Origin of the sequence: Noviherbaspirillum autotrophicum (genome assembly GCF_000818395.1) — a bacterium.
Lineage (GTDB): Bacteria > Pseudomonadota > Gammaproteobacteria > Burkholderiales > Burkholderiaceae_D > Noviherbaspirillum > Noviherbaspirillum autotrophicum.
Map to the genome: position 1 here is coordinate 4,762,260 of NZ_JWJG01000028.1, position 25,505 is coordinate 4,787,764.

General features: G+C 62.7%; 29 protein-coding genes. 12 read left to right on the forward strand and 17 right to left on the reverse strand.

All coding sequences use genetic code 11. The features are described 5' to 3' along the window. Positions 1–259 precede the first annotated feature (259 nt). The 3 genes from TSA66_RS23380 to TSA66_RS23390 form a co-directional block, all read right to left on the reverse strand. A complete protein-coding gene (locus tag TSA66_RS23380; RefSeq protein WP_040041748.1) occupies positions 260–1,087 on the reverse strand; it encodes a substrate-binding periplasmic protein in 828 nt (275 codons plus the stop codon). 191 nt (positions 1,088–1,278) lie between these two features. After that, positions 1,279–1,752 carry a cytochrome c-550 PedF gene (gene pedF / locus TSA66_RS23385; protein WP_040041749.1) on the reverse strand — a complete coding sequence of 158 codons (474 nt, stop codon included), beginning with the start codon at positions 1,750–1,752 and terminating at the stop codon, positions 1,279–1,281. A gap of 223 nt (positions 1,753–1,975) precedes the next feature. Beyond that, positions 1,976–3,634: a long-chain fatty acid--CoA ligase gene (locus TSA66_RS23390; RefSeq protein WP_040041750.1), complete on the reverse strand. Its 1,659-nt coding sequence runs from the start codon at positions 3,632–3,634 to the stop codon at positions 1,976–1,978. A gap of 225 nt (positions 3,635–3,859) precedes the next feature. On the opposite strand from TSA66_RS23390, the gene TSA66_RS23395 reads away from it, so the two are divergent. Further along, positions 3,860–5,014: a patatin-like phospholipase family protein gene (locus TSA66_RS23395; protein ID WP_040041751.1), complete on the forward strand. Its 1,155-nt coding sequence runs from the start codon at positions 3,860–3,862 to the stop codon at positions 5,012–5,014. Between the two features lie 10 nt (positions 5,015–5,024). Here TSA66_RS23395 and TSA66_RS23400 read toward each other — a convergent pair whose 3' ends face one another. Further along, the gene (locus TSA66_RS23400) at positions 5,025–6,017 is read right to left on the reverse strand and encodes a DUF6976 family protein (protein WP_052452552.1); all 993 of its coding nucleotides are present in this window, start codon (positions 6,015–6,017) and stop codon (positions 5,025–5,027) included. Beyond that, the gene (locus TSA66_RS23405; protein ID WP_040041752.1) at positions 6,014–6,376 is read right to left on the reverse strand and encodes a hypothetical protein; all 363 of its coding nucleotides are present in this window, start codon (positions 6,374–6,376) and stop codon (positions 6,014–6,016) included. The genes TSA66_RS23400 and TSA66_RS23405 overlap by 4 nt, the downstream gene beginning before the upstream one ends. 292 nt (positions 6,377–6,668) lie before the next feature. Here TSA66_RS23405 and TSA66_RS23410 point away from each other — a divergent pair, with 292 nt between their 5' ends. Further along, positions 6,669–7,121 (forward strand): septal ring lytic transglycosylase RlpA family protein, encoded by a 453-nt coding sequence (locus TSA66_RS23410; RefSeq protein WP_232429526.1) that lies wholly within the window; start codon positions 6,669–6,671, stop codon positions 7,119–7,121. A gap of 38 nt (positions 7,122–7,159) precedes the next feature. Here the strand turns inward: TSA66_RS23410 and TSA66_RS23415 are convergent, their stop codons facing one another. From TSA66_RS23415 to TSA66_RS23435, 5 genes are all read right to left on the reverse strand, one after another. Then, the gene (locus TSA66_RS23415) at positions 7,160–7,663 is read right to left on the reverse strand and encodes a hypothetical protein (protein WP_040041753.1); all 504 of its coding nucleotides are present in this window, start codon (positions 7,661–7,663) and stop codon (positions 7,160–7,162) included. 42 nt (positions 7,664–7,705) lie between these two features. Next, positions 7,706–8,284 carry a transglutaminase-like domain-containing protein gene (locus TSA66_RS23420; protein WP_040041754.1) on the reverse strand — a complete coding sequence of 193 codons (579 nt, stop codon included), beginning with the start codon at positions 8,282–8,284 and terminating at the stop codon, positions 7,706–7,708. A 56-nt stretch (positions 8,285–8,340) separates the two neighbouring features. After that, positions 8,341–8,733 (reverse strand): hypothetical protein, encoded by a 393-nt coding sequence (locus tag TSA66_RS23425; protein WP_040041755.1) that lies wholly within the window; start codon positions 8,731–8,733, stop codon positions 8,341–8,343. A 291-nt stretch (positions 8,734–9,024) separates the two neighbouring features. Continuing rightward, positions 9,025–10,128: an NAD(P)-dependent alcohol dehydrogenase gene (locus TSA66_RS23430; RefSeq protein WP_052452553.1), complete on the reverse strand. Its 1,104-nt coding sequence runs from the start codon at positions 10,126–10,128 to the stop codon at positions 9,025–9,027. A 249-nt stretch (positions 10,129–10,377) separates the two neighbouring features. Further along, on the reverse strand, positions 10,378–10,743 hold the full coding sequence (locus tag TSA66_RS23435; RefSeq protein WP_040041756.1) for a DUF488 domain-containing protein: 366 nt from the start codon (positions 10,741–10,743) through the stop codon (positions 10,378–10,380). A 380-nt stretch (positions 10,744–11,123) separates the two neighbouring features. On the opposite strand from TSA66_RS23435, the gene TSA66_RS23440 reads away from it, so the two are divergent. Then, on the forward strand, positions 11,124–11,654 hold the full coding sequence (locus TSA66_RS23440) for a hypothetical protein (protein ID WP_040041757.1): 531 nt from the start codon (positions 11,124–11,126) through the stop codon (positions 11,652–11,654). Positions 11,655–11,708: 54 nt separating this feature from the next. Here the strand turns inward: TSA66_RS23440 and TSA66_RS23445 are convergent, their stop codons facing one another. Then, entirely contained in the window at positions 11,709–12,512 is an 804-nt protein-coding gene (locus tag TSA66_RS23445; RefSeq protein ID WP_040042929.1) for a shikimate dehydrogenase family protein, read from the reverse strand. Between the two features lie 77 nt (positions 12,513–12,589). Further along, the gene (locus TSA66_RS23450) at positions 12,590–14,809 is read right to left on the reverse strand and encodes a molybdopterin-dependent oxidoreductase (protein ID WP_040041758.1); all 2,220 of its coding nucleotides are present in this window, start codon (positions 14,807–14,809) and stop codon (positions 12,590–12,592) included. 155 nt (positions 14,810–14,964) lie between these two features. On the opposite strand from TSA66_RS23450, the gene TSA66_RS23455 reads away from it, so the two are divergent. Continuing rightward, complete coding sequence (locus TSA66_RS23455; protein WP_040041759.1) at positions 14,965–15,153, forward strand: hypothetical protein; 189 nt, start codon at positions 14,965–14,967, stop codon at positions 15,151–15,153. Between the two features lie 138 nt (positions 15,154–15,291). Further along, positions 15,292–15,582 carry a GNAT family N-acetyltransferase gene (locus TSA66_RS23460; RefSeq protein ID WP_040042930.1) on the forward strand — a complete coding sequence of 97 codons (291 nt, stop codon included), beginning with the start codon at positions 15,292–15,294 and terminating at the stop codon, positions 15,580–15,582. Between the two features lie 77 nt (positions 15,583–15,659). Here TSA66_RS23460 and TSA66_RS23465 read toward each other — a convergent pair whose 3' ends face one another. After that, entirely contained in the window at positions 15,660–16,085 is a 426-nt protein-coding gene (locus TSA66_RS23465; RefSeq protein WP_040041760.1) for an OsmC family protein, read from the reverse strand. A gap of 22 nt (positions 16,086–16,107) precedes the next feature. Next, the gene (locus tag TSA66_RS23470; protein ID WP_040041761.1) at positions 16,108–16,308 is read right to left on the reverse strand and encodes a hypothetical protein; all 201 of its coding nucleotides are present in this window, start codon (positions 16,306–16,308) and stop codon (positions 16,108–16,110) included. A 274-nt stretch (positions 16,309–16,582) separates the two neighbouring features. On the opposite strand from TSA66_RS23470, the gene TSA66_RS23475 reads away from it, so the two are divergent. Continuing rightward, on the forward strand, positions 16,583–18,613 hold the full coding sequence (locus tag TSA66_RS23475) for an NADPH-dependent 2,4-dienoyl-CoA reductase (RefSeq protein WP_040041762.1): 2,031 nt from the start codon (positions 16,583–16,585) through the stop codon (positions 18,611–18,613). 44 nt (positions 18,614–18,657) lie between these two features. Here TSA66_RS23475 and TSA66_RS23480 read toward each other — a convergent pair whose 3' ends face one another. Continuing rightward, positions 18,658–18,852: an oxidoreductase-like domain-containing protein gene (locus TSA66_RS23480; protein WP_232429527.1), complete on the reverse strand. Its 195-nt coding sequence runs from the start codon at positions 18,850–18,852 to the stop codon at positions 18,658–18,660. A gap of 115 nt (positions 18,853–18,967) precedes the next feature. Between TSA66_RS23480 and otnI the strand changes: the two genes are divergently transcribed. From otnI to TSA66_RS23495, 3 genes are all read left to right on the forward strand, one after another. After that, a complete protein-coding gene (otnI, locus tag TSA66_RS23485; RefSeq protein ID WP_040042932.1) occupies positions 18,968–19,741 on the forward strand; it encodes a 2-oxo-tetronate isomerase in 774 nt (257 codons plus the stop codon). A 68-nt stretch (positions 19,742–19,809) separates the two neighbouring features. Beyond that, the gene (locus tag TSA66_RS23490) at positions 19,810–20,115 is read left to right on the forward strand and encodes a YciI-like protein (protein WP_040042933.1); all 306 of its coding nucleotides are present in this window, start codon (positions 19,810–19,812) and stop codon (positions 20,113–20,115) included. 31 nt (positions 20,116–20,146) lie between these two features. Then, the gene (locus TSA66_RS23495) at positions 20,147–20,800 is read left to right on the forward strand and encodes a glutathione S-transferase family protein (protein WP_040041763.1); all 654 of its coding nucleotides are present in this window, start codon (positions 20,147–20,149) and stop codon (positions 20,798–20,800) included. Positions 20,801–20,837: 37 nt separating this feature from the next. Here the strand turns inward: TSA66_RS23495 and TSA66_RS23500 are convergent, their stop codons facing one another. Next, positions 20,838–21,773 carry a MerR family transcriptional regulator gene (locus tag TSA66_RS23500; RefSeq protein ID WP_040041764.1) on the reverse strand — a complete coding sequence of 312 codons (936 nt, stop codon included), beginning with the start codon at positions 21,771–21,773 and terminating at the stop codon, positions 20,838–20,840. A 224-nt stretch (positions 21,774–21,997) separates the two neighbouring features. On the opposite strand from TSA66_RS23500, the gene TSA66_RS23505 reads away from it, so the two are divergent. The 3 genes from TSA66_RS23505 (at position 21,998) to TSA66_RS23515 (ending at position 25,109) form a co-directional block, all read left to right on the forward strand. Then, positions 21,998–22,276, forward strand: coding sequence for a DUF378 domain-containing protein (locus TSA66_RS23505; RefSeq protein ID WP_198358875.1), 279 nt, complete (start codon positions 21,998–22,000; stop codon positions 22,274–22,276). Between the two features lie 221 nt (positions 22,277–22,497). Beyond that, positions 22,498–23,475, forward strand: a complete 978-nt coding sequence (locus tag TSA66_RS23510) for a fasciclin domain-containing protein (RefSeq protein ID WP_040041766.1) — start codon at positions 22,498–22,500, stop codon at positions 23,473–23,475. Positions 23,476–23,828: 353 nt separating this feature from the next. Continuing rightward, the gene (locus tag TSA66_RS23515; RefSeq protein ID WP_232429528.1) at positions 23,829–25,109 is read left to right on the forward strand and encodes an HD-GYP domain-containing protein; all 1,281 of its coding nucleotides are present in this window, start codon (positions 23,829–23,831) and stop codon (positions 25,107–25,109) included. A gap of 100 nt (positions 25,110–25,209) precedes the next feature. Here the strand turns inward: TSA66_RS23515 and TSA66_RS23520 are convergent, their stop codons facing one another. Continuing rightward, complete coding sequence (locus TSA66_RS23520; RefSeq protein WP_040041768.1) at positions 25,210–25,497, reverse strand: HU family DNA-binding protein; 288 nt, start codon at positions 25,495–25,497, stop codon at positions 25,210–25,212. Positions 25,498–25,505 lie beyond the last annotated feature (8 nt).

Below are 25,505 nucleotides of genomic sequence, written 5' to 3' on the forward strand. Positions count from 1 at the left end.
TGCCGGAATAGCTTGTTCTTCGCAATTGGCGTGCCATGTCGGCTCCAGCCACACCCGGCAGCGCGCAACCCCCGTGCGCAAGCCGTTTGCCGCGCCCATGCGGGCCGCAGCGCGCGCGCCGCGCGCATCCTGCTGCCGACGGCTGTCTTGTTTTTGCGCAGTTCCACGAACGCTGCTCCAAACTGCAGCAGCGCGACGCACAAAACAAAAGGCCTGCCGGGCAACGCGCCGGGCAGGCCTTGCGTCATGCGAGGCTGGATCAGGGCTTTACCTGCGTCACGCCATACTTGGCGAAAATCTGCGCCAGCTCGCCGGAGGCTTCCATTTCATTGACTGCGGCCTGCAGCGCGCGCGCCAGTTCGACGTCGTCCTGCCGCACCGCCATCCCGACCACCCATCCCTGCCGCGGCAGACGCGCAAAGAATAGGTCCGACAGCGGAAAACCGGCATCGCCATGCACGACCGACTCGATCTCCGACTGGTTGGCCAGCACCGCGTCGAGCTCGCCGGCCTTCAGCGCGGCCAGCGCGGCGGCGGCGGTATCGTAGATCTTCACGCTGTCGCGCACCTTGCCGCCCTGCTCGCCCAGCAGCACCATGGCCGCGATCGACACTTTCTCGGCGCCGACCCGCTTGCCGACCAGGCAGTCGACCGATTCGCAGTCGGGGATCGCGCGCGCGTTGCGCACTAGGCGCACGCGGTCGCGGTAATACGGCGCGAAGATCGACACCTTCTTGTTTTCCGCCATCAGGCGCCGGTCGACCGGCACGTGCATCATCACGTCGGCCGGCCCATAGCCGAGGTAGTGGCCCTTCCACACCATGTTGCGCAGATCGTCGTCCAGATTTTCGCCGGCATCGAACGGCAGCAGGTTCACGCGCAGCCCGAGCTTCTTGCCCAGCGCATTGGCGAAGTCCACGTCGATGCCGCCGCTCTTGCCCGAGAACGGTTGCATGTCGTTGTAAACGGCCACCTTGAGCACGCCGGTGTGGCGCAGCTGGTCGAGATCGGCGAAGGCAGACTGCGCGAACAGGCTCATGGCGCAGCAAAGGGAAAGCAGAAGCGAACGCTTGGAAAAGGGTTTCATGTTTGTCTCCGGTATTATTGATTTGTCCATGCAAGGTGACGGCGCATGGTAGCCGGCGGGTGCTGGAGGAAGGCCCTTAGCTCTTCTGGCCCTGTCCGCCCTCCCCGCGCAGGCGGGCATGACGGGAAATGAAGAAGGCAAGCATGTCCGCCCGCCTGCGGACACCGCTTGCAACGCGCCTGCGCAAGGCCTTACTTCGTCTCGCGCCGCGTTTCCAGATAAGCCTTGATCGACCACATCGCTTCCTGGCTCAGCGTGCCTTCGAACGGCGGCATGTAGACCGCGCCGTTGCGCACCTTGCCGTGCCGGGCCGACGTCAGGAAGTACTGGTCGATCTCCTTGAAGCAGTCCTGCCGCTTGGTTTCGTTCTTCTGGCCCATGCAGTCGCGGTCGAGCTTGCGCAGGTCCGGCGCGATGCCGCCGGAGATCGCCTCGATGCCGTGACAGCGCGCGCAGTTCTGGTTGAATGCGGAGCTGCCGATGCGAATGGCTTCCTTGTTGCCGCGGAATGGATTCTCGTCGCGCCAACCGTCGCCCAGCTGCGGCAGGGACTTGGTATCGACCGGCTGCGGGGTGACGTCGCCATGCGCAGCGGCCGGCGGTGCATGCATCACGACCGCGATCATCGCGGCAGCCAGCGAGCACAGGGTGAGAGAGATTTTCATGTTGCCTCCTTAACGTGTTTTAGTGAATTGGGTCACCACGTTGAGGCAAGGAGCGTGCCACTGGATTTCACGCCGTGCGCGCGACATGTGCACAGCTGCCGGCGCGACGTGCTGATGCAATATGGGACAGCGGTGTTAAAAGCTGACACAGTGACGCGCACGCAAAAAAAACGCAGGACGCCGCACTGCGCGCCCTGCGTTTTGGGTGCCGGGATCGGTCTGGCTATTTCGACAATTCCTTCTCCTGCAGGGCGCGCCACATCACCTTGCCGGTGGCCGACTTCGGCAGCGCATCGACGAACTCCACCTGCTTGGGCACCTTGTAGGCGGCCATCTTTTCATGCGCCCATTGCATGATCTCGGCCTCGGAGGCGTCGACGCCGGGGCGCCTGACGATCACCGCCTTCACGGTTTCGCCGCGATACGCGTCGCGCGCGGCGATGATGCAGCATTCCTGCACCGCCGGATGCTGGTACATCATCGATTCCACCTCGGCCGGCCACACCTTGAAGCCGGAGGCGTTGATCATGCGCTTCAAGCGGTCGGTGAAGAAGAAGAAACCGTCCGCATCCATGTAGCCCAGGTCGCCGGAGCGGAAGAAGCGCTTGCCGTCGAGTTCGGCGAAGGCGTCGGCGGTCTTCTGCGGATCGTTCCAGTAGCCCTGAAACACCTGCGGGCCGTGAATCCAGATTTCGCCCACCTCGCCGGACGGCAGTTCCTGGAACGTGACCGGATCGACGATGCGCGAATCGACGTTCAGCTCCGGGATGCCCAGGCATTGCTGCTTCATGCGCTGCGGTGGATTGATGTGGGTCGCCGCCATCGTTTCCGACAAGCCGTAGCCTTCCATGTAGGTCTGCCCGGTCAGATCCAGCATCTTCTGTGCTATCGCCGCCGGCATCGCCGCACCGCCTCCGGAGACGCGCCGCAGCCCCGAGATGTCGTACTCCGGCAGGCGCGGATTGGACAGGAAGTCGATCATCATGGTCGGGATCAGGGTCCAGGTGGTGACCTTGTAGCGTGTGATCAGCTGGCCGGCTGCGTCGCGGTCCCAGCGCGGCAGCACGACGATGGCGCCGCCGCAGTAGATCATCGCGTTCATCACCGACTGCATGCCGGTGACATGAAAGAACGGCAGCACCGCCAGCGTGACGTTGTCCGGCACGACAGGTCCCGACCAGACCGGGCTGGCGACGGCGTTGATCATCACCGAGCGATGGGTATGCACGCAGCCTTTCGGCTTGCCGGTGGTGCCGGAGGTATACGGCATGCAGGCCAGGTCGTCGGGTCCCGCCTCGTGTGCGCGCGGCGCGTGCTTCTGGCCAAGCGCCTCCTGCCACGCCACCACGCCGGGCATGGCCGGCACGTCGCGCGGGGCGCGCACGAAATCGGGCATGGTCAGGTCGGTCGGCGCCGTGGCGTAGTCGGAATAGGTCGCCACGATCGCGTGTGCCAGCCCGGTGGTGCCGACCAGCGGCGCGGTGCGCGCAAAGATTTCCTGCGACACGATCGCCACCTTGGCACCGCTGTCGTCGAGGTAATGGCGCAGCTCGTCGGTCATCAGCATCGGATTGACCGGCACCACCATCGCATCGGCGCGCAGGATGGCGTAATACGCGATGATGAACTGCGGGCTGTTCTGCATGTTGAGCAGCACGCGGTCGCCGCGCCGCACCCCGCACACGTTCTGCAGATAACCGGCCAGCGCCAGCACGTCCGCATGCGCCTGCGCGTAACTCAACACGGTATCGTAAAAAATGATCGCGGGCCGGTGCGGATAACGGCGCGCGGAAATGTCCAGGTTCGCGTACACGCTGGTATCCGGCGTGCTGATGGCGTGCGGCAGCCCGGCGGGCCAATGGGAAAAGTGCGTGGTGTTCATTGTCTCTGCTGTTTTTATAGGTGAAATTTGATTATAGGTGCGCGCCAGAAATATGCTGTACTGCGGCGCAATACCATTGTGCGCCCGGCATCGCCGCCGTGAATGTCAAATCCTTGACAATGCGCGCGGCATCGCCGCCTGGCAATTGCAGCGCGCACGCCAACGGCCGGGGAACCAATGGCGGCTGCACTTGCCTACCTCACAAACATGAGTAATGGCGAACCAATGAATGCGAAATCGACGTTGACGGTCACACCGCGCCCGCGCGTGGCGCTGGTGCTGCAGGGAGGCGGCGCGCTCGGCGCCTATCAGGCGGGCGTGTATCAAGCCATGCACGAGCACGGGCTGACGCCGGACTGGGTGGTGGGCACCTCGATCGGCGCGATCAATGGCGCCATCATCGCGGGCAACGAACGCGACAAGCGCCTGCCGCGCCTGAAGGAATTCTGGGACACGATCGCGCACAGCGACCTGCTCGACATGCGGCAGGTGCCGGATGTGGCGCGGCGCTTCAACACCTGGCTGACCACGATCGATTCGGTGGCGCGCGGCGTGCCGGGCTTCTATGCCCTGCGGTGGATGAATCCGTTTGCCGCCGGCCTGCCGGTGTCGCCGGAAGACGCCAGCTTTTACGACACGGCGGCGCTCGAAGCAACGCTCACGCGCCTGGTCGACCTGGAGTGCCTGAACCGGACGAGCGGCGTGCGGCTGACCGTCAACGCGATCCGCGTCACCTGCGGGCGCCTCGAGAATTTCGACACCGCGCAGCATCCGATCGACATCCGGCACGTCATGGCCAGCGGCGCCCTGCCGCCCGGCTTTCCGCCGGTGCGCATCGACGGCGAGCTGTACTGGGATGGCGGCCTGTATTCGAACACGCCGCTGGAATCGGTGCTGGCCGACGAGCCGCACGTCGACACGGTCTGCTTCATGGTCGACCTGTGGAGCGCGGAAGGGCCGGAGCCGTCGAGCATCGAACAGGTGCATACCCGTCAGAAGGACGTGCTGTACGCGTCGCGTTCGCGACGGCATATCGACGCCTACCTGCGCGGCCACAGGCTGCGCCGGATGGTGCGCATGCTGCGCGCGAAGATTCCCGACGATCAGCTGAGCGCGGAAGAGCGCGCGGATCTCGACAAGGTCGGCGTCGACACCACCATGCACATCGTGCGCCTGACCTATGCCGGGCGCGACTGGCAGATGGCATCGAAAGACCTGAACTTCTCGAAGGGCTCGATCCAGTGGCGCTGGGATCAGGGCTACCAGGATGCTTGCCGTGCCATCGAAGCCGCTGCATGGCGCAACGCCGCCCCGGAAGGCGCGGGCGTGCTGGTGCATGAGATCGGCCCCAAGGGGCGGGAAGAACGGTTGACGGCGTGAATGCCCGGGCCTACCGGTCGACGATGCGCACCCACACCAGGGTCTGGTTCAGCAGCTGCCACGCGATTTCGCCGAACGTCATCGGCCCGGTCAGGCTGCCGGTCTTCTTTCCCTCCAGGCCGGCGTACAGATAGTTGAGGATGCAGTTGCAGGAAAAGACCGATTCGATGTTGCGGTCGCTCATGGCCTGATCGAAGCTGGCGACGTAATCGGCAACCGGCTTGGCGAAGAAATATTCGACGCCGGCGAACACTGGCGCGTAAAAGCGCGTGTTGCCGCTTTCCGCGTCCACGCTCTGGATGCTGACGTTGACGTAAAAGCCGTTATAGTCCGCCACCAGCGGCATGCGTGTATCGATCGCATGTTCAGCGATGAAGCGTGCGAGATTGGCCTGCTTGCCGTCGATCATGCAATCGCCGGCGGAAAAGCCGTCCGCATCGAACACCAGCGTATGCGCGTCGAGCGGCTGGAACAAGTTAAGCAGCTCCACTTTCGCCTGCTTGTCGGCCGCAAGCTCGATATGCAGCCCCACCGCCTGGCCGTCCGATTTTTCACCGGTCGCGCCGTTATACACTTTCGGCGTCACGCGCCCGAGGTCGCGCAGGTCGACGCCCGCCACCCACCCGACGAGGGGTTTCATGAACATGTCCTCGAAATCGGGCGCGTGTTTGGCATAGTGCTCGTGAACAGCACTACCGGCAGGCAGGATGCATACCGTCAGGCCGTTGACCGGCCCGTCGGCGGCGATGTCGCCGATGGTTTCGGTGTCGTACCAGCCGACATAGCCACCCTTGGCGCCATGGATCACCGATACGTGCAGCATCTCCTTGCTCTGGAGCCCGCCTTGATCCCCCATGAAATACGGAATCGTTCCCCCGATCCAGTTTCCACGCGGCACCTGGTCGAGCAATGCCTCGTCTCCGGCAAGCAGGATAGGACGTCCGCTGGCAACCAGCTCCGCCACTTCGGCTAGGGAAAACATCCCCTTCGTTTCATTCATCATGTCCGTTTCCCTTCGAGGCGGCCCAGCGTGCCGATTTCAGTGGCGAGCATCGGCCGGTTCTTGATAAAAAAATTGCGCGTAATGCGTATGCGTTCGGCGATGGCCTCTTCCGAGCCGCTGGCGCGCTTTACATAGCGCACATTGTTCTTGAGGAGAAACCGCAGCGAGATGTCCTCCGTGGTGATTTCCGTCTCGCCTAAAATGAGCCGCCGCCAGCAGGGCGCAGACAATTCCGGCAGCCCGTCCACATCCGTATGCGGAGCATGGCGTGCGGGGACAGGGTTGTCCTGCAGGGGAAATTCGCCTCCGTGCTTATCCTTTTGCTGCCCGAAAAGTAATCGAATGAAGTTTCCAAGCACTGTGTCCTCCCTTGTTGGTGTTATGAAATTTAATTTCCATAAAAGCAACTAACATGCCACCAGTAAATGTGGTGAGGAGCAGCGGCAAAAGTGCGCACGATGTCAGAATTTGCAACATCCACGCGTAACAGTGCGCAAAATCAGAACGGGCGGCGACACTGCTGTTAATAACGAAACTTTCCCCGCCCATGCGTATCAAAAAGACATGCCGGGGAGGCGCGGTACGTCTTTTTTGTGCTGAATAACAATTCCCGGTAGGACCACTTGCATCTGAACGTCGAAGAATACAAACATGTCGATGCGACACTTTCTCCCATTGGCGCTGATAGGCGCCTGCTGCATCAGCGCTACTGCTTCTGCCGGCGGCACACCTGCTGAAGCGCCGCAAAAGCAGCAAGCGAAAAAAGCCGCCAAGCCGGCCATGGACCGCTCGGGCAAGGCGCGCAAGGGCAAGGCTTCCTATTACAGCCACAAGTTTGCAGGCAAGAAAATGGCGGACGGCACGCCGATGAATCCGAACGCCAACGTTGCCGCAAGCAAGACACTGCCATTAGGAACCAAGGCCAAGGTCACCAACCTCGAAAACGGCAAAAGCGCGCATGTCGAGATCCGGGATCGCGGCCCTTATGTGGATGGCCGCATCGTCGATGTCTCGCCCAAGGTCGCCAGGCAGCTCGATATCGAAGAACAGGGCGTCGCCCCGGTCGAAGTCAAGCCGATCGAGCTGCCGCCGACGCAGGAATAGGAACCAGCGGAACTGGCATTGAGCCGCGCGTTACCGCTTTACGTCCCGCCATCGATGGAGACGCGGCCTTCGCTTCGTTGCAGCATGACTTTCCCGTTTCTGCGGACTAAAGTGTCCGTGCTGCGCGAGCGCATGTTCATCAGGGAACCGGCCACGTCCAGCGAACTGCTGACATCCACGGTGGCACTCTTCCGGTCGGACGAGATGGCGATATGATGAATCGTGTAGTGTGAATCAAGCTGCAGAATTCCTCCCATCTTCTCGCCCAGCTTGTCCCAGCTGTCGTAGAGATCACGCCAGGCTGCGCAGGTCTGTTCCTTGTCCTGCGCGTCCGCGCGAACCTCGCGGCCGGCAGCCATGACTGCCGCAGACTGGAAGTCGTCGGCGAGCAAAGCGCACAGATCCCCAGGCTTGCGCTGCAGTGTCGCGACCTGATAGTCCCGGTAAAAATTGTTGACGTCGTCTTCTGAGAGCTTGTGTCCGGCGGATCGGTACCACCAGACACCGATGGCAATGACTGCGAGGAGAAGAAGCTTTTTCATTTACTGATGAGAGTAGGGGCAGTGGTGCATATGGGATCGCCCTCAAGGAAGAAGTTCTATGTCAGGAAGGTTCCGGAGCACTGCGTCATAGGTTTTATAGGAACGGAGCGCCAGAATCACTGAGGGCAGCGGTTCGCTCCAAATCTCGGGAAGATCTCGTTCCTCTGGCGGCCGAACGGAAAACGCCAGAGCTTCGACGGGCGGGCAAAACTGAGCGTTTATGCCGGGTTTATTGCCGCGAGCATCGATGCGAAACCAGCCGACCCCGCGCAAGAAAACCGCGTTAAGCCCGTGTAAGCAATACGGAGGGCCACTGTCGCCAACCGATAGGCGCTGATAGCAAAGGCCTGCAGCTATGGAGTTGCAGCGAAGCAGGGCCGCCAGAAGATGGCTCTTCGCATAGCAATAGCCGGTGCCATGTATCAGTACGTCAGATGCCTTGGATGTGACAGGATTGAGCTTGAAGTCAGCGCTGTGCTTCATTTCATTGCGCACGAACTCGAAGCAGCGTTTGATGACTTCATTTTCGCTGCCTGCGCCTTTGGCCAATTCACACGCTTTCGCTGCAACAGCCGGGTGCTCGAAGTCGATGAATTCGCTAGGTGAAAGGAACTGTTCCATCTACAAAAGCCTAACGCCGAGATAACCGGCGCGCAGCGTCGGTGTCGAACTTTGAGTTAAAACACATTTTCGCTTCTCCTCGCCAAAAGTCGTTCATAGATCCATGCTCCCACGATGCCGCCACCACTGAAAATAGAAATCCACATGAGCGTAGACAGTGCGGAGAACTCTTCATGCATCAGACCAATCGTAATACCGGCAATCACGGAAACTAGTAGCGCATGAATGTACGTCTTCTGTTTGGCAAGACGCGCAGCCAAATATCCGCCGACAACCGGGCAAATGACGTAAGACGTCACCAAGAGAAATGACAGCCATGTAGCGCTATATGAGCCGCTATCACTTCCAGAAGCGCCGATGCCCCCGAGTGCAAACAACGCAACCATTGGGACGACGTAGGCAAAGAAAAATGCCACAACAATGGCAATTGACTGGATTGGATTAACCATGACATTTAACAGGACAACTCGCGCCGCTATGCACGGCCGCGAGCCGTTATGCAAATCCGATTGATAACCCGCACGCCACGCGGGGCTTTGCCTTGGCAACAATGCTGCCTATCTCTACAACGTTGAATAAATGCAAAACAAGGCCTAGCTGAAACGATACCAGAAAGGCAATGTCGATTGCCCGGTGAAGTGGGTTTGGCCGTGTGACGTGCGATCCCACCCGCTTTACTTATAAAAAAACGCCCTCGGCGTGAGGGCGTTTTTCGAGAGGCCGAGCGCGGCTCTGCCTGATCACGCCGGCTTGATGGCCACTTTCAGTACGCCGTCGCGCTGGTGAGAAAACAGATCGTATGCCGCAACGATATCGTCGAGCTTGTAGTGGTGCGTGACCAGCACGCCCAAATCCACGCGGCCCGATTCCACCACCGCCAGCAACCTGCGCATGCGCTCTTTCCCTCCGGGGCAAAGCGCCGTGTTGATCCTGTGGTCGCCGAGCCCCGCCGCGAAGGCTGATACCGGTATCGTCAAGTCGGTGGAGTAGACACCGAGGCTGGAGAGGGTGCCGCCCGGCTTGAGGACGCGCAATGCCGACTCAAACGTGGCCTGGGTGCCCAAGGCTTCGATGGCCGAATCAGCCCCACGTCCGCCGGTCAGCCGCATGACTTCGTCGACCACGTCGCAGGTTTTGAAGTTGAGCGTGATATCCGCGCCCATCTTTTTCGAAATGCCCAGCCGGTGGTCGTTGCCATCGACGGCAATCACCGTGGTCGCGCCCAGCATCCGTGCGCCGGCGGTAGCGCACAGGCCGATCGGCCCCTGCGCAAAGACGACCACCGTGTCGCCGATCTTGATGTTGGCATTTTCCGCGCCCTTAAAGCCGGTCGACATGATGTCCGGACACATCAGTACCTGTTCGTCGGTCAAGCCATCCGGGACAGGGGCGAGATTTGCCTGCGCATCGGGCACGAGCACATACTCGGCCTGGGTACCGTCGATCATGTTGCCGAAGCGCCAGCCGGCCGTGGCTTTGTAGCCATGGCAGCCACAGCGTCCGCTCGGCACCAGATAGCTGCCATCCTGCGAGGGATTGCCATCCTGCGCAGCGTAGGAATTGAAATTGGGGCAAATGGCGCCGGCGATGACGCGCTGGCCTTCCTCGTAGCCGGTCACCGCGCTGCCGAGCTTCTCGATGACGCCGACCGGCTCATGGCCGATGGTCAGCCCTCTGGCGACCGGGTATTCGCCCTTGAGGATATGCACGTCGGTGCCGCAAATGGTGGTGGTCGTGATACGCACCAGGGCGTCGTTCGGTCCGACGTCCGGGATCGGTTTATCGGTCAGTTCAATACGCCCCGGTTCAACGAATACTGCCGCTTTCATCATTCTGGCTGCCATAATTTGCTCCTAAATAGAGGTATTAGAGATATAAATTACAGGGTTGCGGTCCGTACAGCATATGACTATGCGCCTCGCGCAAAGCCAACGCCATCCTTGAGGCTGAATCTCTTATCACCAATCAAGAGCCTCCTTCCATGCCCGCAGCGCTTGAAAAGCGAAGGCTGCCTTCAAGAGCTTGATGATGAAGAGGAAAAATGGCGGGCGCCTGCGATCAATCGTTAGCAGGCTGTGGAGCTTGAGGGGCCGCTAGGCGCGTTTTTTCGCGTGCTCGAGATAGGACTTGAGCACGACCGCATCGTTGTGCTCCATATCCTTCGCGCCATAGACGAGCGTGATGGCGCCCTTGCGTGCCAGCCCAAGCAGTTGTGCGACGGGCTCGGGGTTATGCGCGAGTTCGTCGCGGTAACGCTCCTGGAATTCGTCCCATTTCGCCGGATCGTGGCCGAACCACTTGCGCAGCGCGGTGCTGGGCGCGACTTCCTTGAGCCAGAGATCGATATGCGCCTCGGCCTTGGCGACGCCCCTCGGCCACAGCCGGTCCACGAGAATCCGCATGCCGTCGCCGGGGGCGGGAGCGTCATAGGCGCGCTTCAGATGAATGGTCATTGTCATGGCGTGCTCGCACTTCACCAGGGAGCATCTACCGCCGCCGGCAGGAGCCGTTATCGCGAGCGACGGTGATGGAAAATTGTACTCCCGCAGCCCCGCCCGATACACGCCCGTTGCCGGGTTTGTCCGCGCTGGTTTTGCATCCCGGTCATTTTGCGGCATCGATCCCTTGCGCGAGTTCCCGGAGGAATTCGATGTAGCGCAAGACTACGCATGCATTCCTGCGCTAGCGGGATTTCTTGCCATTGACCGCCGGTCCAATCGATGGCCACGCATCTGGCGCGGCCGCAGTCCCTACGCACCTTCCTCCGGCGGATTCGCCAACTCAGGGAGCCAATAGCGACGTTAGAGCGCAGACATGATTCTTCACCGATGGAGACATTATGGGATGGCTAAAACAATGCTATAAGAAGTCGCCGTACCGTCTGCAGGCGGCACTGATCGCCGGCAGCCTGCTGACCCCATTGTTCATTTACGCGCCGGCAGCCGCAGCGCCGGCCCACGCATGGCAAGACGTGTTTCGCCGCATGACCGATCCGGAGCTGTCGCAGGTCTCGGCGCAGGGTTTAACCATGCCGCAGATGGCGTCGGATCGCCTGTTCGACCACGAGTCCAAGTTTTCGGCAGGCGGCAATGCCGTGTCGATGCTCGGCGACATGGCAACCCTGCTCAATCCGCCGCTGTCGCCCCTGCTGGCGCTGCTGGAGATGCAGATCAGGTACACCAGCATGATCTTCAATCCGGCCAATCCGGGCATCATCAGCGACATCAATGGCGTGACCATCATCCGCATACCGCACGAGAACGTCAACCGCAGCGTGACGATACGGGATTCGACCGGCGTCACCTACGGGAACGTAGATATCCGCGGCATTGACCGGGGCGGCACCGTGCTGGTCGTCTCGCGACACTGAGCATCGGGGAATGGGCCGGCGCCGGCGCTGGACGGCGCATCCGATGCCCTCGTCTCACTCGACGCCCATGAACTCCAGCATCATGTCCATCTGCGCGGCCAGCATCGGCGCCCCGGTCTGGATCGCGCAGCCGTGGCCTTTGGCCGTTTCCAGCAGCCGCGTCATTTCCGGCGCGATCACGCAGTCGGCCACGACCGAAGCGCGGGACACGACCGCTTCCGGGATCGGCAGCGGATCGTTCGCATCCATGCCCAGCGGAGTGCCGTTGATCGCCAGGTCGAACTCGCCTTCGGTCGCCTCGCCAGACTGGACCTGCACCTGCGGGAAGAAATGGCGGATACGCGAAGCGAGACAGATGGCCTTAGCGGCGGTGCGATTGACGATGCGCAGCGAGGCGCACCCGTATTTGGCGAGCCCGAAGGCGATCGCCGACGCCGCGCCGCCGGCGCCCACCAGCAGGCAGGACGCGCCTTCGATGCGGTGCCCGCTGCGCATGAGCCCGCCGACAAAACCTTCGCCATCGAGGACGGTGCCGGTCAGCCAGCCGCCTTCCGATTTCCGTATGACATTTACCGCGCCGACCTGCTGCGCTTGCGGCGTGATTTCATCGAGCAGCGGAACGATGTGGACCTTGTGCGGCATCGACACGATCGCGCCGGCAAAGTCGCGAATCTGGCGCAAGCCGCCCAGGACATCGGCCAGCGCCGCATACGACACTTGCATCGGCAGCAGTACGAATGGCCCGAACTGCTCACGCTGGTGCAGCAAGCCGTTGGCCAGGCCGGGAGCGCGCGCCTGTGCCACCGGGTCGGCGATCAGCGCGAGGACTTTTGTCCCGCCAAAAATTCGTTCTGGCATCGGGGATTCCTTTTTGTTGTATATCCCATTGATCGCCAATCAACGATTGGTTCCCGGCGGCGGGGCAATTTCCAGCTTCAGTTGATCGCCTGTATCTCCACCGGAATGCCGCTCAGCACCGCGTTGCCTGACAGGGGATCGCGCAAAGTTTCGTCCAGCAACACGTTCAGGTTCGCCCCCGGCCGTTCGGCAGCCACCGTCATGCGCGTTCCCGCCTTGTCGTGCCCCCAGCCATGCGGCAGGCTCACCACGCCCGGCATCATTTCATCGCTGATCTGCACCCGCACTTCCAGCGCGCGGCTGCCGCTGGCAATGCGCGCCGCGCCTCCCTCCTGCAATCCGGCCCGCTGCGCATCGGCCGGGTGGACCAGCGCCGTGCAGCGGAACGGTCCCTTGGCAAGGATAGTCAGGTTGTGCATCCAGCTGTTGCAGGAGCGCACCTGGCGGCGCCCGATGACGACCAGTGCCGGTGCCGGCTGCTCCAGGTCCGACGCAGCGCGCTGCAAGTCGTCCAGCAATGCCGCCGGCGCCAGCTCGATCTTACCCGATGGCGTGCGCAGCGCTTCCGGAATGCGCGGCTTCAACGGCCCCAGGTCGATGCCGCCGGACGCTGCCTTCAGCTTCGCCAGATTGAGGCCGTCCGGCTTCTGCCCGAACAGGTCGCCATACGGCCCCAGCCGCAGCGCATAGTCGAGCTGGCGTTCCGGCCCTTTCAGGTGCGCCAGCGCCGCCAGGATCGCCTCGGCGTGCTCGCCGGTGGCGCGCCGCACGTCATCGGCAAACAGGGCGTCGTCGAGCGCCAGCACATCGGCCTGTGCACCCTGGCCCTGCGCGATGGCGGCCAGCCGCAGCAGGATCTGCCACTCGGGCGGCTGCCCCGGCTCGCGTGCGAGCACCGCCCGGCTGTAGCGCGCATGATTGCGGTAAGAAAACTGCGGAAAGGCCGTGTCGTAATGCGCATCCTCCAGCGGCGACGAGCCGGGCAGGATCACGTCGGCGTGGCGCGTGGTTTCATTCAGATAGATGTCGACGCTGACCATGAAATCGAGCGCTTCGAGCGCTGCGGAAAGGCGCTCGCCGTTGGGCGCCGACAGCACCGGATTGCCGGCGATCGAGATGAGCGCCCTCACCTGCCCCGCGCCGGGCGTTTCGATTTCTTCGGCCAGGCATCCCATCGGCAATTCCCCCAGCACTTCCGGCGCGCCCGACACGCGGCTCTTGCGCCGCCCGGTGGCGATGCCGCGCCCGCTGCCGGGCTTGCCCGCCGTGTTGGCCGCGAATGCCGCCGCCTTGGGAAACATCGCGCCGCCTTCCCGGTCGAGATTGCCGGTCAATACATTGAGCACGTCGACCAGCCAGCTGCACAGGGTGCCGTATTGCTGGGTGCAAGTGCCGATGCGCCCGTACACCGCCGCCCGCGGCGCGGCGGCCAGCTCGCGTGCCAGCCGGCGGATGGTGGCCGCCTCAAAGCCGCAGCGCGCCGCCACGTGTTCCGGCGTGAACGCCCGCACCGCGTCGCGCAGCGGGTCGAGCCCGTTGACATGCTCCGCCAGCCGCCCCGGGCGCACCAGTTGTTCATCGAACAGTGCATGCACCAGCCCGAGCAGCAGGAACACATCGGCACCGGGGCGGATGAAATGGTGTTCGTCGGCCGCTGCCGCCGTTTCGCTGCGGCGCGGATCGATCACCACGATGCGTCCGCCGCGCGCGCGCATCGCCTTGGCCTTGCCGCGGAAATCCGGCACCGTCCACAGGCTGCCGTTGGACACCATCGGATTGGCGCCGAGCATGAGCAGGTAATCGCAGCGCTCGATATCCGGCACCGGAATGGACAGCCAGTGGCCGAACATCAAGCCGGCCGACAGTTGCTTGGGCATCTGGTCGAGCGTCGATGCCGAAAAGATGTTGCGCGTACCGAGCGCCCTGGCCAAGCGCGGCACATAATTGATCAGGCCGATCTTGTGCACCGCCGGATTGCCGATCACTACCGCAGCGGCGTCGCTGCCGTGCTCCTGCACGATCGGCGGCAGGCGGCGCGCGATTTCGGCAAACGCCTCGTCCCAGCTGGCTTCGACGAAGCGGCCGTCGCGCTTGATGAGCGGCGTGCGCAGGCGGTCCGGGTCCTCGTGCAAGTCTTTCAGCGCCGCGCCCTTGGGGCAGATATAGCCGCGACTGAACACGTCGGCGTCGTGGCCGCGAATGCTCACGACCTTGTTGTCGCTGATCTTCAGTTCCAGGCCGCAGCAGGCTTCGCACAGCGGGCAGATACGGTAGGCGGTGGTTTCGGTATGTGGCATGCAACGTCTCCTCGGAATGTTTGTTTTATCGCTCCATGTTATCCGAAGAATGCGCGGGAACCATTACCTGGCAGGTGATGGACTTGCCGTAGGTCAGAGCCGGTGACGCTGCCCGGCGTAAGGTTTGCTGACCGCCCCCTGCAAGGAGAACGACCATGCCCACGAACCGGACTGACGACAAATGCGCGCTGCCGAGCTGCACCTGCTCCGTTCCCGCCGGCCAGCGCTATTGTTCGGAAGAATGCAAGCGCGCCCATGCGCATCCCGACGAGCAGAGCGAGCAATGCCCATGCGAGCATGCGGAATGCACCTCGGCCGGGCCGAGCGGCGGCGTGACCGTGTGAGGCAGTGCGTGAGCAGACGATGACGGAAAGCGCCGCCGGCTCGGTGAGGCATTAATCGCTACAATGACGCTGGGCCTGGCTGCAAGGCTGCGGCCCGGCAACTTGTTTCCATCCCGTCAAATCCGCTCCAGAAAAATCATGAATCAAGCCACCCTCAGGAACAACCCCGACAAGCAGCGCTACGAACTGGTCGATGCAGGCCAAGTCGTCGCTTTTGCCGAATACCGGCAGGAGGGCGGTGCCCTCGCCCTGGTCCACACCGAAGTGAGCCCCGAGCACGGCGGTAAAGGCTATGGCTCGGCCCTGGCCAAACAGGCGCTCGGCGACATCCGGGCCCAGCACAAGAAGGTGATCCCGTTGTGCGAATTCATTGCCGGCTATATCGGCAAGCACCCGGAATACAGCGATCTGGTCAAGACGGCGGAATAAGGCGCCGCGCATTCAGGGCGGACACGGGAAGAAGCGGGACCGCGCCCGCCTGCCTGGGGGGATCGTCGCCAGCCGGCTTAGCTTTCCAGTTTGGCGTCGAGCGTGATCTGCGCGTTAAGGAGCTTGGATACCGGACAGCCCGTCTTCGCCTTGTCGACCGCCGTGTCGAACGCCTGGCGGTCTGCGCCAGGAATTTTCGCAACCAGAGCCAGATGAATCGCCGTAATCGAAAATCCATCGTCTTTCTTCTCCAAAGTCACCGCTGCTTCCGTCTTCAGGCGCTCCGCCACCATGCCCGCCTCGCCCAGCTGCGCCGATAGCGCCATGGTGAAGCAGCCGGCGTGCGCTGCGGCGATCAATTCCTCCGGGTTGGTCCCCGGTTCGTCCTCGAAGCGCATGCGAAAGCCGTAAGGGGTGTCCTTGAGCACGCCGCTCTGGCTGGAGAGGCTGCCCTTGCCGTCCTTGAGGCCGCCGGTCCAGACGGCTGATGCTGTGCGTTTCATCGTGATTTCTCCTGTAAGCTGGTTAGCGCGCCTTGCGCTTCTTCCGTTTCGCCGGAGCCGGTGTCAGCGCCGCAGTCCACAACGCCGTCGCCTGCTTGACACCTTTCGCCGTCTGCCGCCGGCTCTCGGCGATTGCGTGGCCGCGCGCGCTGCCGGCCACCGCATTGGCGCTGCTGAGCCACATGCTCAGCAGCGGATTTTTCTTGGTCCAGGGATTTTTCATCTCTTTGCTCTTGAGATAGTTGGCCGCCGAATACCGGTACGCATTTCGGCATGGCCCCAGTTAGACCAAGCGCCGGCCAAACAATGCAATAGCGATACCGAAAACACGCGCATCTCTGTGGCCGATCAAATAGAGGCCATCGCCGGGGGCATCCCGCGTTCATGCATGATTGGCAATGATTAGTGGATTGTCACTACTGAAGCAAATGCAACATCCGGTAGACTGAGCCGACCCTGGCGCCGCGCGCCGCTCATTACCGACAACACGGAGACCCATGACTACCTCGCCCTATCCGCACCTGCTTGCGCCGCTCGATCTCGGTTTTACCACCCTGAAGAACCGCGTCATCATGGGATCGATGCATACCGGCCTGGAAGACCGTTTCTACAACTACCCGAAGCTGGCCGCCTACTTCCGCGAGCGCGCCAAGGGCGGCGTCGGCCTGATCGTCACCGGCGGCATCTCGCCCAACCGCCAGGGCTGGCTCTTGCCGCTCGGCGGCACAGTGAGCAATATTTTCGATACCTTCAATCATCGCCTCGTCACCGACGCGGTGCACCAGGAAGGCGGCAAGATCGTCATGCAAATCCTGCACGCGGGCCGCTACGGCTATCAGCCATTCGTGGTCTCGGCCTCGGCGGTCAAGTCGCCAATCTCCAAGTTCAAGCCGAAAGAGCTCGACGAGGGCGGCATCGAACAGACCATCAAAGACTATGCGCGCTGCGCGAAGCTGGCGAAACAGGCCGGCTACGACGGCATCGAAATCATGGGCAGCGAAGGCTACCTGCTCAACCAGTTCCTGTGCGCGCGCACCAACCAGCGCACCGACCGCTGGGGCGGCTCGATCGAGAACCGCATGCGCCTGCCGGTCGAGATCGTCAAGCGGGTGCGCGCCGAAGTCGGCACCGACTTCATCATCATGTACCGCCATTCATTGCTGGACCTGGTCGAAGGCGGCAACACCTGGGACGACGTGGTGGCGGTGGCCAAGGCGCTGGAACAGGCCGGCGTCAACATCATCAACACCGGCATCGGCTGGCATGAAGCACGCGTGCCGACCATCGTCACCTCGGTGCCGCGCGCGGCATTCCGCAGCCTGGCCGGCCGCCTGCGCCGCGAAATCGCCATTCCGGTGGTGGCATCGAACCGCATCAACATGCCGGCCGAGGCGGAAGACATCATCGCCTCCGGCGACGCCGACATGGTATCGATGGCGCGCCCCTTCCTGGCCGATCCGGAATTCGTCAACAAGGCCGCCGCCGGCCGCGCCGACGAGATCAACACCTGCATCGCCTGCAACCAGGCCTGCCTCGACCACACCTTCTCCAACAAGCGCGCTTCCTGCCTCGTCAATCCGCGCGCCGGCCACGAAACCGAGCTGGTATTCGTCAAGGCCGCGCAGCGCCGCCGCATCGCCGTGGTCGGCGCGGGACCGGCCGGCCTGTCGGCGGCGACGGTCGTCGCCGAGCGCGGTCATCGCGTCACGCTGTTCGAGGCGAGCGAGCGCATCGGCGGGCAGTTCAATTTTGCGATGCGCATACCGGGCAAGGAAGAATTCGCCGAGACGCTGCGCTATTTCAAGCGTCGCCTGGAAATCACCGGCGTCGAACTGGTACTGGGCAAGAAGGTCACGCGCGAAGAACTGCTGGAGCAAGGCTTCGACGAAGTGATCGTGGCCACCGGCATCGTGCCGCGCACGCCGAAGATCGCCGGGGTCGACCATCCGATGGTGCTGTCGTATCTCGACGTCTTGCAGCGCAATGCGCCCGTGGGAAAACGCGTGGCGGTGATCGGCGCCGGCGGCATCGGCTTCGACATCGGCGAATTCCTGCTGCACGACCCGCACGTGCCGCTGCCGGTGCCGCTCAATCACTGGCTGGGCGAATGGGGCGTGGATCTGAATGCGACCACCGGCGGCGGGCTGGTCGAGCCGACGCCGGAACAGCCGGTGCGCGAGGTCTACCTGTTGCAGCGCAAGGTCGGCAAGCTGGGCGCGGGCCTGGGCAAGACATCCGGCTGGGTGCACCGCGCCACGCTGCAGCGCAAGGGCGTCAAAATGATCGGCGGCGTGGAATACCGCAAGATCGACGATGCCGGGCTGCACATCACCGTCAACGGCGAGCCGCGCTTGCTGGAGGTCGACAACGTGGTGATCTGCGCGGGGCAGGAATCGCTGACCGAGCTGATGCCGAAGGAACAAGGCACCGGTCCGCGCTTCCACCTGATCGGCGGCGCCGCGCTGGCGGCGGAACTCGACGCCAAGCGCGCGATCCGCGAAGGCGCCGAACTGGCGGCGAAGCTGTAACGTCCGTCGGCAGCCGCGCGGGCGGCCAGAAGATTCTCGGCAGGCTAGGCGCCGGCGGCCGCCTTGCCGCCGGCATGGCGCGCTTCCCACGCCTGCAAGTCGGCGCGGTACCGCTCCATCTCCTGCGCATACCAATCGAAGATGCAGGGATCACACCCGCTGCGGCAGCACTCGTCATCGCCGGGCATTTCCGGCGGCATCGGGCGCGGATCGTTGTCAATCGGATTGTCAATCGGCATAGCAGGCATGGCAAAATAAAACGTGTTCAACACTGAATGTACGGTGGCGGATCGCTCCACCATGTTCAAGAGTACCTCAGCCGCGCAAAACACGTTTACCAGCAAAGGAAACACCGTGCCGAAGTTTGCCGCCAACCTGACGATGATGTTCAATGAAGTGCCGTTCCTGCAGCGCTTTCGCGCCGCCGCGCAAGCCGGCTTCGAGGCAGTCGAATTCCTCTTTCCCTACGACCATGCGCCGGAAGAAATCGCCGCGCAGCTGCAAGCCAACCGGCTGCAGAACGTGCTGTTCAACCTGCCGCCCGGCGACTGGGCGGCAGGCGAGCGCGGGTTGGCCTCGCTTCCGGGCCGCGAGCAGGAATTCCGCGCTGGCGTCGCCAAAGCGCTCACGTACGCACAGGCGCTCGGCACGCCGCGCCTGCATGCGATGGCGGGCCTGCTGCCGCAAGGCGCCGACGCCGCCCGGCACCGCGCCACCTTCATCGATAACCTGCGCCACGCCTGCGCCGAAGCGGCCCGTCACGGCATCACCGTGCTGATCGAGCCGATCAACCCGCGCGACATGCCTGGTTATTTCCTCAACACCCAGGCCGACGCGCATGCGATCCGAGAGGAAGTGGGCGCCACCAACCTGAAAGTGCAGATGGACTTCTACCATGTGCAGATCGTCGAGGGCGATATCGCAATGAAGGTGCGGCGCTACCTGCCGCATATCGGCCACATCCAGATCGCCGGCGTGCCCGAGCGCAACGAGCCCGACACCGGCGAAGTCAATTACCCTTATCTGTTCGGCTTGCTCGACGAACTCGGCTACGACGGCTGGCTCGGCTGCGAATATCGCCCGGCGAAGGGAACAGTGGAAGGACTGGGCTGGCTGAAAAAAGTGTGATTCTCGCCGGCACAAAAGGCCGGGCGACCGATGAAAATCGCCTTGCGCTCCAACAACGAAAGGAACCCATGAAGCACTTCCTGCTGTTCTATGATCTCGCTCCCGACTACCTGGAGCGCCGCCCGCAATTCCGCACCGAGCATCTGGCGCTGGCCTGGCAGGCGCAGCAGCGCGGCGAACTGGTGCTGGCCGGCGCGCTGGCCGATCCGGTGGATGGCGCCATGCTGCTGTTCCAGGGCGATTCGCCGGCTGCGGCCGAAGCGTTCGCCGCGGCCGACCCGTACGTCAAGCATGGCTTGGTGATGCAATGGCGCGTACGTCCCTGGAATACGGTCGTGGGAGACGGTGCAGCCAACCCGGTGCGCGTCGATTGAGTTTTTGATCCCCCTATTATCAGGAGAACGCATGCAACTGATCGGAATGCTCGATTCCCCTTATGTCCGCCGCGTCGCGGTGTCGCTGCAATTGCTCGGCATTGCGTTCGAGCACCGCTCGCTGTCGGTATTCCGCACCTTTGAACAGTTCAGGCAGATCAATCCGGTGGTCAAGGCACCGACCCTGATCTGCGACGACGGCACAGTGCTGATGGACTCCACCCTGATCCTCGATTATGCGGAAGCGCTGGCCGCGCCGCGCAAGTCGCTCATGCCGCCGGACCTGAACGAGCGCTGTCATGCGCTGCGCATCATCGGCCTGGCACTGGCCGTGTGCGAAAAGAGCGTGCAGATCGTGTACGAGCACAGCCTGCGCCCGGCCGAAAAACTGCATGAGCCATGGCTGCTCAGGGTGCAGGGCCAGCTGCGTGCCGCCTGCGGCGCGCTCGAAGAAGAACTGCGCCGGCAGCCGCTGGCCTCGGGCGAGGCCATCACCCAAGCCGGCATTACCACGGCCGTCGCCTGGCACTTCACGCAAATGACGATGCCGGAACGCATCCATGCGACCGACTATCCGGCGTTGCAGTCATTTTCCGAGCAGGCGGAGCAATTGCCCGCCTTCCGCGCCGCGCCTTACGGCGACAGCACCATGGACGGCAGCGCTGCGAACGGAAAGGGTCGCTGATCAACCGGCGCGGCAGCCCGCATTCCCGGTTTCCCGGTCATGCCATGCGGCGCCTGCGCCACTGGGTCAGCGCGCCGGGAATTTCATGTAGCTCCAGGACCTCGATGGCGGCAGGCGGCTTGCGCGCGAGCACCGGGCAACGCCCGCCGCCCCAGATCTCGACGGCTGGCGGCAACTGCGCACGCAGGTCGGTCAGAGCCTGAATCACCTGGGCCGGCCGGGCCGAGGCGGAGAACGACAAGGCGATGATGTCGGCGGCTTGCGCGGCCGCCGCCTGCGCAATTTCCGAAATGGGCGTTTGCACGCCGAGCGAGATGCAGTGCGCCCCTTCGAGGGCGAAAATCGCCTCGCACATCAGCAGGCCCAGTCCATGCGGCTCGTGCGGAATGGTGGTCAGCACGATGCGGGGACGTGCTGGCGCGCCGCTGTCGGCTGTCGGTATGGCGCCGATCGCGTTGCGCATGACCGACTGCACCGCTTCGGTGTAAAGATGCTCCTCGAAGACGGCAAGATGGCCGCTGGCCCAGCGCTCCCCGATCAGGACGGTGAGCGGAGCGAGTACGTCGATGGCGAAACGGTATATCCCCGTGCGCAACAGGCACTGCGTCAATTCGCGCTGCAGCGCCTGCATGCGGTGTTCCTTGCATAGCGCGACATAGTGCAACAAGTCTTGGCGCTCTTCCTGCATGCCGGCATGCGTGGCCTCTCCGCCCGGCTGCTGGCGCGCCATGTCGCGCAACGCCGTCATGTCGGCGGCCACCAGCTTGCCGGGCCGGTGACCATGGTCCATCAGCTTCTTGATGAGCCGTAATTTGTCGACTTGCTCGGGAGGATAGATCCGCTCGCCAGACTCGTCGCGTCCCGGCGCAGGGAAGTTGTATCGCCGCTCCCACATGCGCAATGTGTCTTTCGACAATCCCGTCTCGCGCTCGACGGCGCTAATGCTCAAATCGTTTGGCGAGGAAGTAGGCATTTCCTTAGGCTAGCAGGTGTGGACGATTACCAGGACACATTGAGACAGGACATTGCCCAAAATCATAGTCCATTTTTGTCTATGACAAAAATCTCATTTTAGTCGAACATTCTTGGCTTGCCGCTGTCTGTACCTGTTACCTGCGCACTGTGGATGAGCGCCTTTTCCAGGCAAAGGGCACCTCGCCACGGACACAGCTTTTGTAACGGCACAAGGAGGCAATCATGGCAGCAACGGTAGGCAGTCACATTCCCGAACGGCGGCACATGCCGGAACGACGGGCCACTTCGCGCGGCGCAAGCCGTCTCAATGCGGTCGACTGGATCGCAATGGTTTTGCTCTTTGTCGGCGGCATCAACTGGGGTTTGGTCGGATTGTTCGGCATCGACCTGGTGGCAATGTTGTTTGGCGAAATGAGCGCACTCTCGCGCGTCGTCTATGCACTGGTCGGCGCCAGCGCGCTCTACACGATTTACAGCGGCAACAAGTTATTCCGCTCCTGACAAACAACAACTGGCACGACCAACGCCCGGCGCATGCAGCGCCGGGCGTTTTTGTTTGCTCTCGCGCTCCGCATCGCGCACTCCTGTTTTTGTCTTAGACAAAGTGAAGTCAAGCTTGAGAGATATCAAACGAAGCCGGACGCCGGCTCCTATGCTTCTTTAGCCGGCGGCCTTTTCCATCACCTTCATCGGCTGCCATATCTGTTTCCAAGGAGACTGTCATGAAACTGATGAAATATTTCTTTGCATTGCTCACCGCCACCCTCGTTGCCGGCTGCGGCGGCAGTAACGACGAGCCCATCTCGACGGTATCGCAAGCGGGCGCCACGCCGGCAGCGGGCGCTCCCCTCACCCTCGACAAGGTGGCCGGTACCGGCGGCTTCAATGCCTTGCTGGCAGCGGCCGCCAAGGCGGACTTGGGCGGCGCGCTGGCCGATCCCAACGCCCGCTTGACGGTACTCGCCCCGACCGACGACGCATTCAACCGGTTCGCCGCGCAGCTTGGCTTTGCCAGCGCCTCGGCGATGGTGGAAGCGCTGCCTGCTGCAACCTTGAAGAGCATCCTGACCTACCATGTCCTTCCGGAGCGCAAGCAGGCATCCGACCTTCGCGCCACGCCGGTCGAGCCGACGCTGTTTGCGTTCGAAGGGAACCCGTCTGCCCTCGCATTCGACAGCAGCCAATCGGGCGTGACGATTAGCGACGCCGCGATGACCAGCGCCAAAGTAACGGCAACGGATATTGCTGCCAGCAATGGCGTCATTCATGTGATCGACAAGGTGCTGGTGCCGCCGGGCGTCTTGAACCTGGTGCAAATGGCGCAAGTCAACCCACAGCTCTCCTCGCTGGTCGATGCCGTCGTCGCCGCGGATTTGCAGGGAGTGTTGTCCGGCCCCGGCCCGTTCACGGTCTTTGCGCCAACCAATGAGGCCTTCTCCCAGGCTCCGGCCGGCCTGAGCAAGCAGCAACTGGCCACCGTCCTGACGTATCACGCGCTCGACAAGCAAGTTCTTGCGTCACAAATTCCGTTCGGCACCCCAGTCAAGACGCTTGCCTCGCAAACGATTGCCATCAATGCCGGAAATCCGCCCACGATCAGCGATACGACTGCCGCTGCGGCCCGCATTGTCGCGACCGATATCAGGGCAAGCAATGGTGTGGCGCACGTGATCGACAAGGTGCTGATCCCGGCCCTGTAATCCGCAGCCTGTGCGACGAGCTCGGCTACGACGGCGGGCTCGGCTAGCAGTACTGCCCGGCGCGGGAAGCCACGCGCCGGGCGTCTCGGTGAATGCCTTGTTTTGCCCATCTGCAGGAAAATGTATGCACCGCAGCGGGATGCGCGCCCCCTTGCGTTCTCCGGGCCGTATCGCGACAGCACCATGGCTGTCAGCGCCTGAAATACGCGTTACCAATTAGCTACATCATTCCACCATCGTCCGCCGATGCTGCCACGGACAGGGATGGCAGAGCCCGCAGAACCCGGGGCGATACGCGACGCTCAAAAATCCATGCTGAGGTGCGCCGCCAGAGCACCGCACGCAGCGTTATCATGCTATCCATACCTGCCGGGACCAGCATGAATTCCTTCAACAAGCGCACTGCCGTCCGGATCGCCATCGTCAGCATGCTGCTGGCGGCCGTGGCCAGCCCGCTGGCGTGGGTTGTCGCGCATAAAACCGCGGAGGAAGACACGGTCTCGCTGGCGATGGAAGAGTCGGGCCGGCTGCTGCACCACTTTGGCGCGATCAGACTCGGCGACGCGGATGCCGGCACGCGCGCTAGCCAGGCGGCCAATACCCTTGCTGGCGGTTTGTTCGACATTGCTGAAATCTACAACCGGCGTGGAAACAAGCTGGCGCTGGCGATGACGGGAGAAGGCCAGGCAGTCGAAGCGCAACTTCCCCAGCACACCCGCCCCAATTACAACAAGCCCTCTTATCAGAGCCTGACGCTCAACGATGGGCGCTGGGTACTGCGCGTTTTTGTGCCGCTGCAGGAAGCGGCTGGCAACGGCGAGATCACCGGATACTTCGAGGGCGTGCGGGTCATCCCGGCATGGCAGCGCAAGCAGATGCTGGCCAATGCGCTGCGCGCGGCGCTGATGGTCTGCCTCGCATCGCTGCTGTGCGGCGCGGCCATCTACCCGGTCGTGGTGCGCCTGTCAGCCGACAATGCGCGCAAGGCGCGTGAAATCCTTGACTCGCACATTGCGATGATGGAGGCGCTCGGCCGCGCGATTGCCAAGCGCGACTCCGAGACTGGCGCGCACAATTTCAGGGTTGCATGGATTGCGGCGCGCATTGCCGAACGCCTCGGTTTGCCGGAGCAGGCGATGCAATCCTTGATCGTGGGAAGCTTTCTGCATGACGTGGGCAAGATCAGCATTCCCGACGCGATTTTGCGCAAACCGGGCGGGCTCGACGCCGCCGAACTGGAGCGCATGCAGACGCACGTGACACAAGGCGAGGAAATCGTCGGCGGCATCGGCTGGCTGCAGGATGCGCGCGCCGTTGTCGCGGCTCATCACGAAAAGTGGGATGGCTCCGGCTATCCGCGCGGGCTGGCGGGCGAGGTCATACCGCTTGCCGCGCGCATCTTCGCGGTTGCCGACGTGTTCGACGCACTGTGCTCGCGGCGTCCCTACAAGGAACCGATGACGTTCGACCAGGCGATGGCGATTCTGGATAAGGGTACCGGGAGCCACTTCGACCCGGACGTCATGACCGCCTTTCGGCCGATTGCCGCCGAAGTGTTCGATCGTCTGGATCAATGCAGCGAGGAAGATGCCCGGCGCTTGCTGGAAGAGCGCATCCGCCGCTATTTCGGTTAGGGATTGTCGTCCGCAACAGACGCAGGGGAGGCAGATCCGCGCATGACGCGCCAAACTGCGGGGGAATCGGGAACGGCGAGCGCCGCTCCCGGTCATGCACTTACTTGATCTTCACTTTCGCGACCAGATCTTTCAGGGCCGGCGCTGCCTTGAAACGCACGTTCTTGGACGCCTTGATCTTGATGGTTTCGCCGGTGGCCGGGTTGCGACCGGAGCGTGCTGCGCGCTGAGCGACGGTGAACGTGCCCAGCCCAGGGAAAGCGAAGCGGCCTTCCTTCTTCAGATCCGCACCGACAAAGCCGAATACCTGCTCCACGATTTCCTTGGCTTTCACCTTGCTGACTTCGTGGTCTGCGGCGATTTTGTCGATCATTTCTGCCTTGTTCATTACATCTC

Excerpts from the sequence above, each read along its gene's own strand:
- TSA66_RS23380 (WP_040041748.1), bottom strand. The coding sequence starts at position 1,087 with ATGAAACCCTTTTCCAAGCGTTCGCTTCTGCTTTCCCTTTGCTGCGCC.
- pedF (WP_040041749.1), bottom strand. The coding sequence starts at position 1,752 with ATGAAAATCTCTCTCACCCTGTGCTCGCTGGCTGCCGCGATGATCGCG.
- TSA66_RS23390 (WP_040041750.1), bottom strand. The coding sequence starts at position 3,634 with ATGAACACCACGCACTTTTCCCATTGGCCCGCCGGGCTGCCGCACGCC.
- TSA66_RS23395 (WP_040041751.1), top strand. The coding sequence starts at position 3,860 with ATGAATGCGAAATCGACGTTGACGGTCACACCGCGCCCGCGCGTGGCG.
- TSA66_RS23400 (WP_052452552.1), bottom strand. The coding sequence starts at position 6,017 with ATGATGAATGAAACGAAGGGGATGTTTTCCCTAGCCGAAGTGGCGGAG.
- TSA66_RS23410 (WP_232429526.1), top strand. The coding sequence starts at position 6,669 with ATGTCGATGCGACACTTTCTCCCATTGGCGCTGATAGGCGCCTGCTGC.
- TSA66_RS23415 (WP_040041753.1), bottom strand. The coding sequence starts at position 7,663 with ATGAAAAAGCTTCTTCTCCTCGCAGTCATTGCCATCGGTGTCTGGTGG.
- TSA66_RS23420 (WP_040041754.1), bottom strand. The coding sequence starts at position 8,284 with ATGGAACAGTTCCTTTCACCTAGCGAATTCATCGACTTCGAGCACCCG.
- TSA66_RS23425 (WP_040041755.1), bottom strand. The coding sequence starts at position 8,733 with ATGGTTAATCCAATCCAGTCAATTGCCATTGTTGTGGCATTTTTCTTT.
- TSA66_RS23430 (WP_052452553.1), bottom strand. The coding sequence starts at position 10,128 with ATGGCAGCCAGAATGATGAAAGCGGCAGTATTCGTTGAACCGGGGCGT.
- TSA66_RS23435 (WP_040041756.1), bottom strand. The coding sequence starts at position 10,743 with ATGACAATGACCATTCATCTGAAGCGCGCCTATGACGCTCCCGCCCCC.
- TSA66_RS23440 (WP_040041757.1), top strand. The coding sequence starts at position 11,124 with ATGGGATGGCTAAAACAATGCTATAAGAAGTCGCCGTACCGTCTGCAG.
- TSA66_RS23445 (WP_040042929.1), bottom strand. The coding sequence starts at position 12,512 with ATGCCAGAACGAATTTTTGGCGGGACAAAAGTCCTCGCGCTGATCGCC.
- TSA66_RS23450 (WP_040041758.1), bottom strand. The coding sequence starts at position 14,809 with ATGCCACATACCGAAACCACCGCCTACCGTATCTGCCCGCTGTGCGAA.
- TSA66_RS23455 (WP_040041759.1), top strand. The coding sequence starts at position 14,965 with ATGCCCACGAACCGGACTGACGACAAATGCGCGCTGCCGAGCTGCACC.
- TSA66_RS23460 (WP_040042930.1), top strand. The coding sequence starts at position 15,292 with ATGAATCAAGCCACCCTCAGGAACAACCCCGACAAGCAGCGCTACGAA.
- TSA66_RS23465 (WP_040041760.1), bottom strand. The coding sequence starts at position 16,085 with ATGAAACGCACAGCATCAGCCGTCTGGACCGGCGGCCTCAAGGACGGC.
- TSA66_RS23470 (WP_040041761.1), bottom strand. The coding sequence starts at position 16,308 with ATGAAAAATCCCTGGACCAAGAAAAATCCGCTGCTGAGCATGTGGCTC.
- TSA66_RS23475 (WP_040041762.1), top strand. The coding sequence starts at position 16,583 with ATGACTACCTCGCCCTATCCGCACCTGCTTGCGCCGCTCGATCTCGGT.
- TSA66_RS23480 (WP_232429527.1), bottom strand. The coding sequence starts at position 18,852 with ATGCCGATTGACAATCCGATTGACAACGATCCGCGCCCGATGCCGCCG.
- TSA66_RS23490 (WP_040042933.1), top strand. The coding sequence starts at position 19,810 with ATGAAGCACTTCCTGCTGTTCTATGATCTCGCTCCCGACTACCTGGAG.
- TSA66_RS23495 (WP_040041763.1), top strand. The coding sequence starts at position 20,147 with ATGCAACTGATCGGAATGCTCGATTCCCCTTATGTCCGCCGCGTCGCG.
- TSA66_RS23500 (WP_040041764.1), bottom strand. The coding sequence starts at position 21,773 with ATGCCTACTTCCTCGCCAAACGATTTGAGCATTAGCGCCGTCGAGCGC.
- TSA66_RS23505 (WP_198358875.1), top strand. The coding sequence starts at position 21,998 with ATGGCAGCAACGGTAGGCAGTCACATTCCCGAACGGCGGCACATGCCG.
- TSA66_RS23510 (WP_040041766.1), top strand. The coding sequence starts at position 22,498 with ATGAAACTGATGAAATATTTCTTTGCATTGCTCACCGCCACCCTCGTT.
- TSA66_RS23515 (WP_232429528.1), top strand. The coding sequence starts at position 23,829 with ATGCTATCCATACCTGCCGGGACCAGCATGAATTCCTTCAACAAGCGC.
- TSA66_RS23520 (WP_040041768.1), bottom strand. The coding sequence starts at position 25,497 with ATGAACAAGGCAGAAATGATCGACAAAATCGCCGCAGACCACGAAGTC.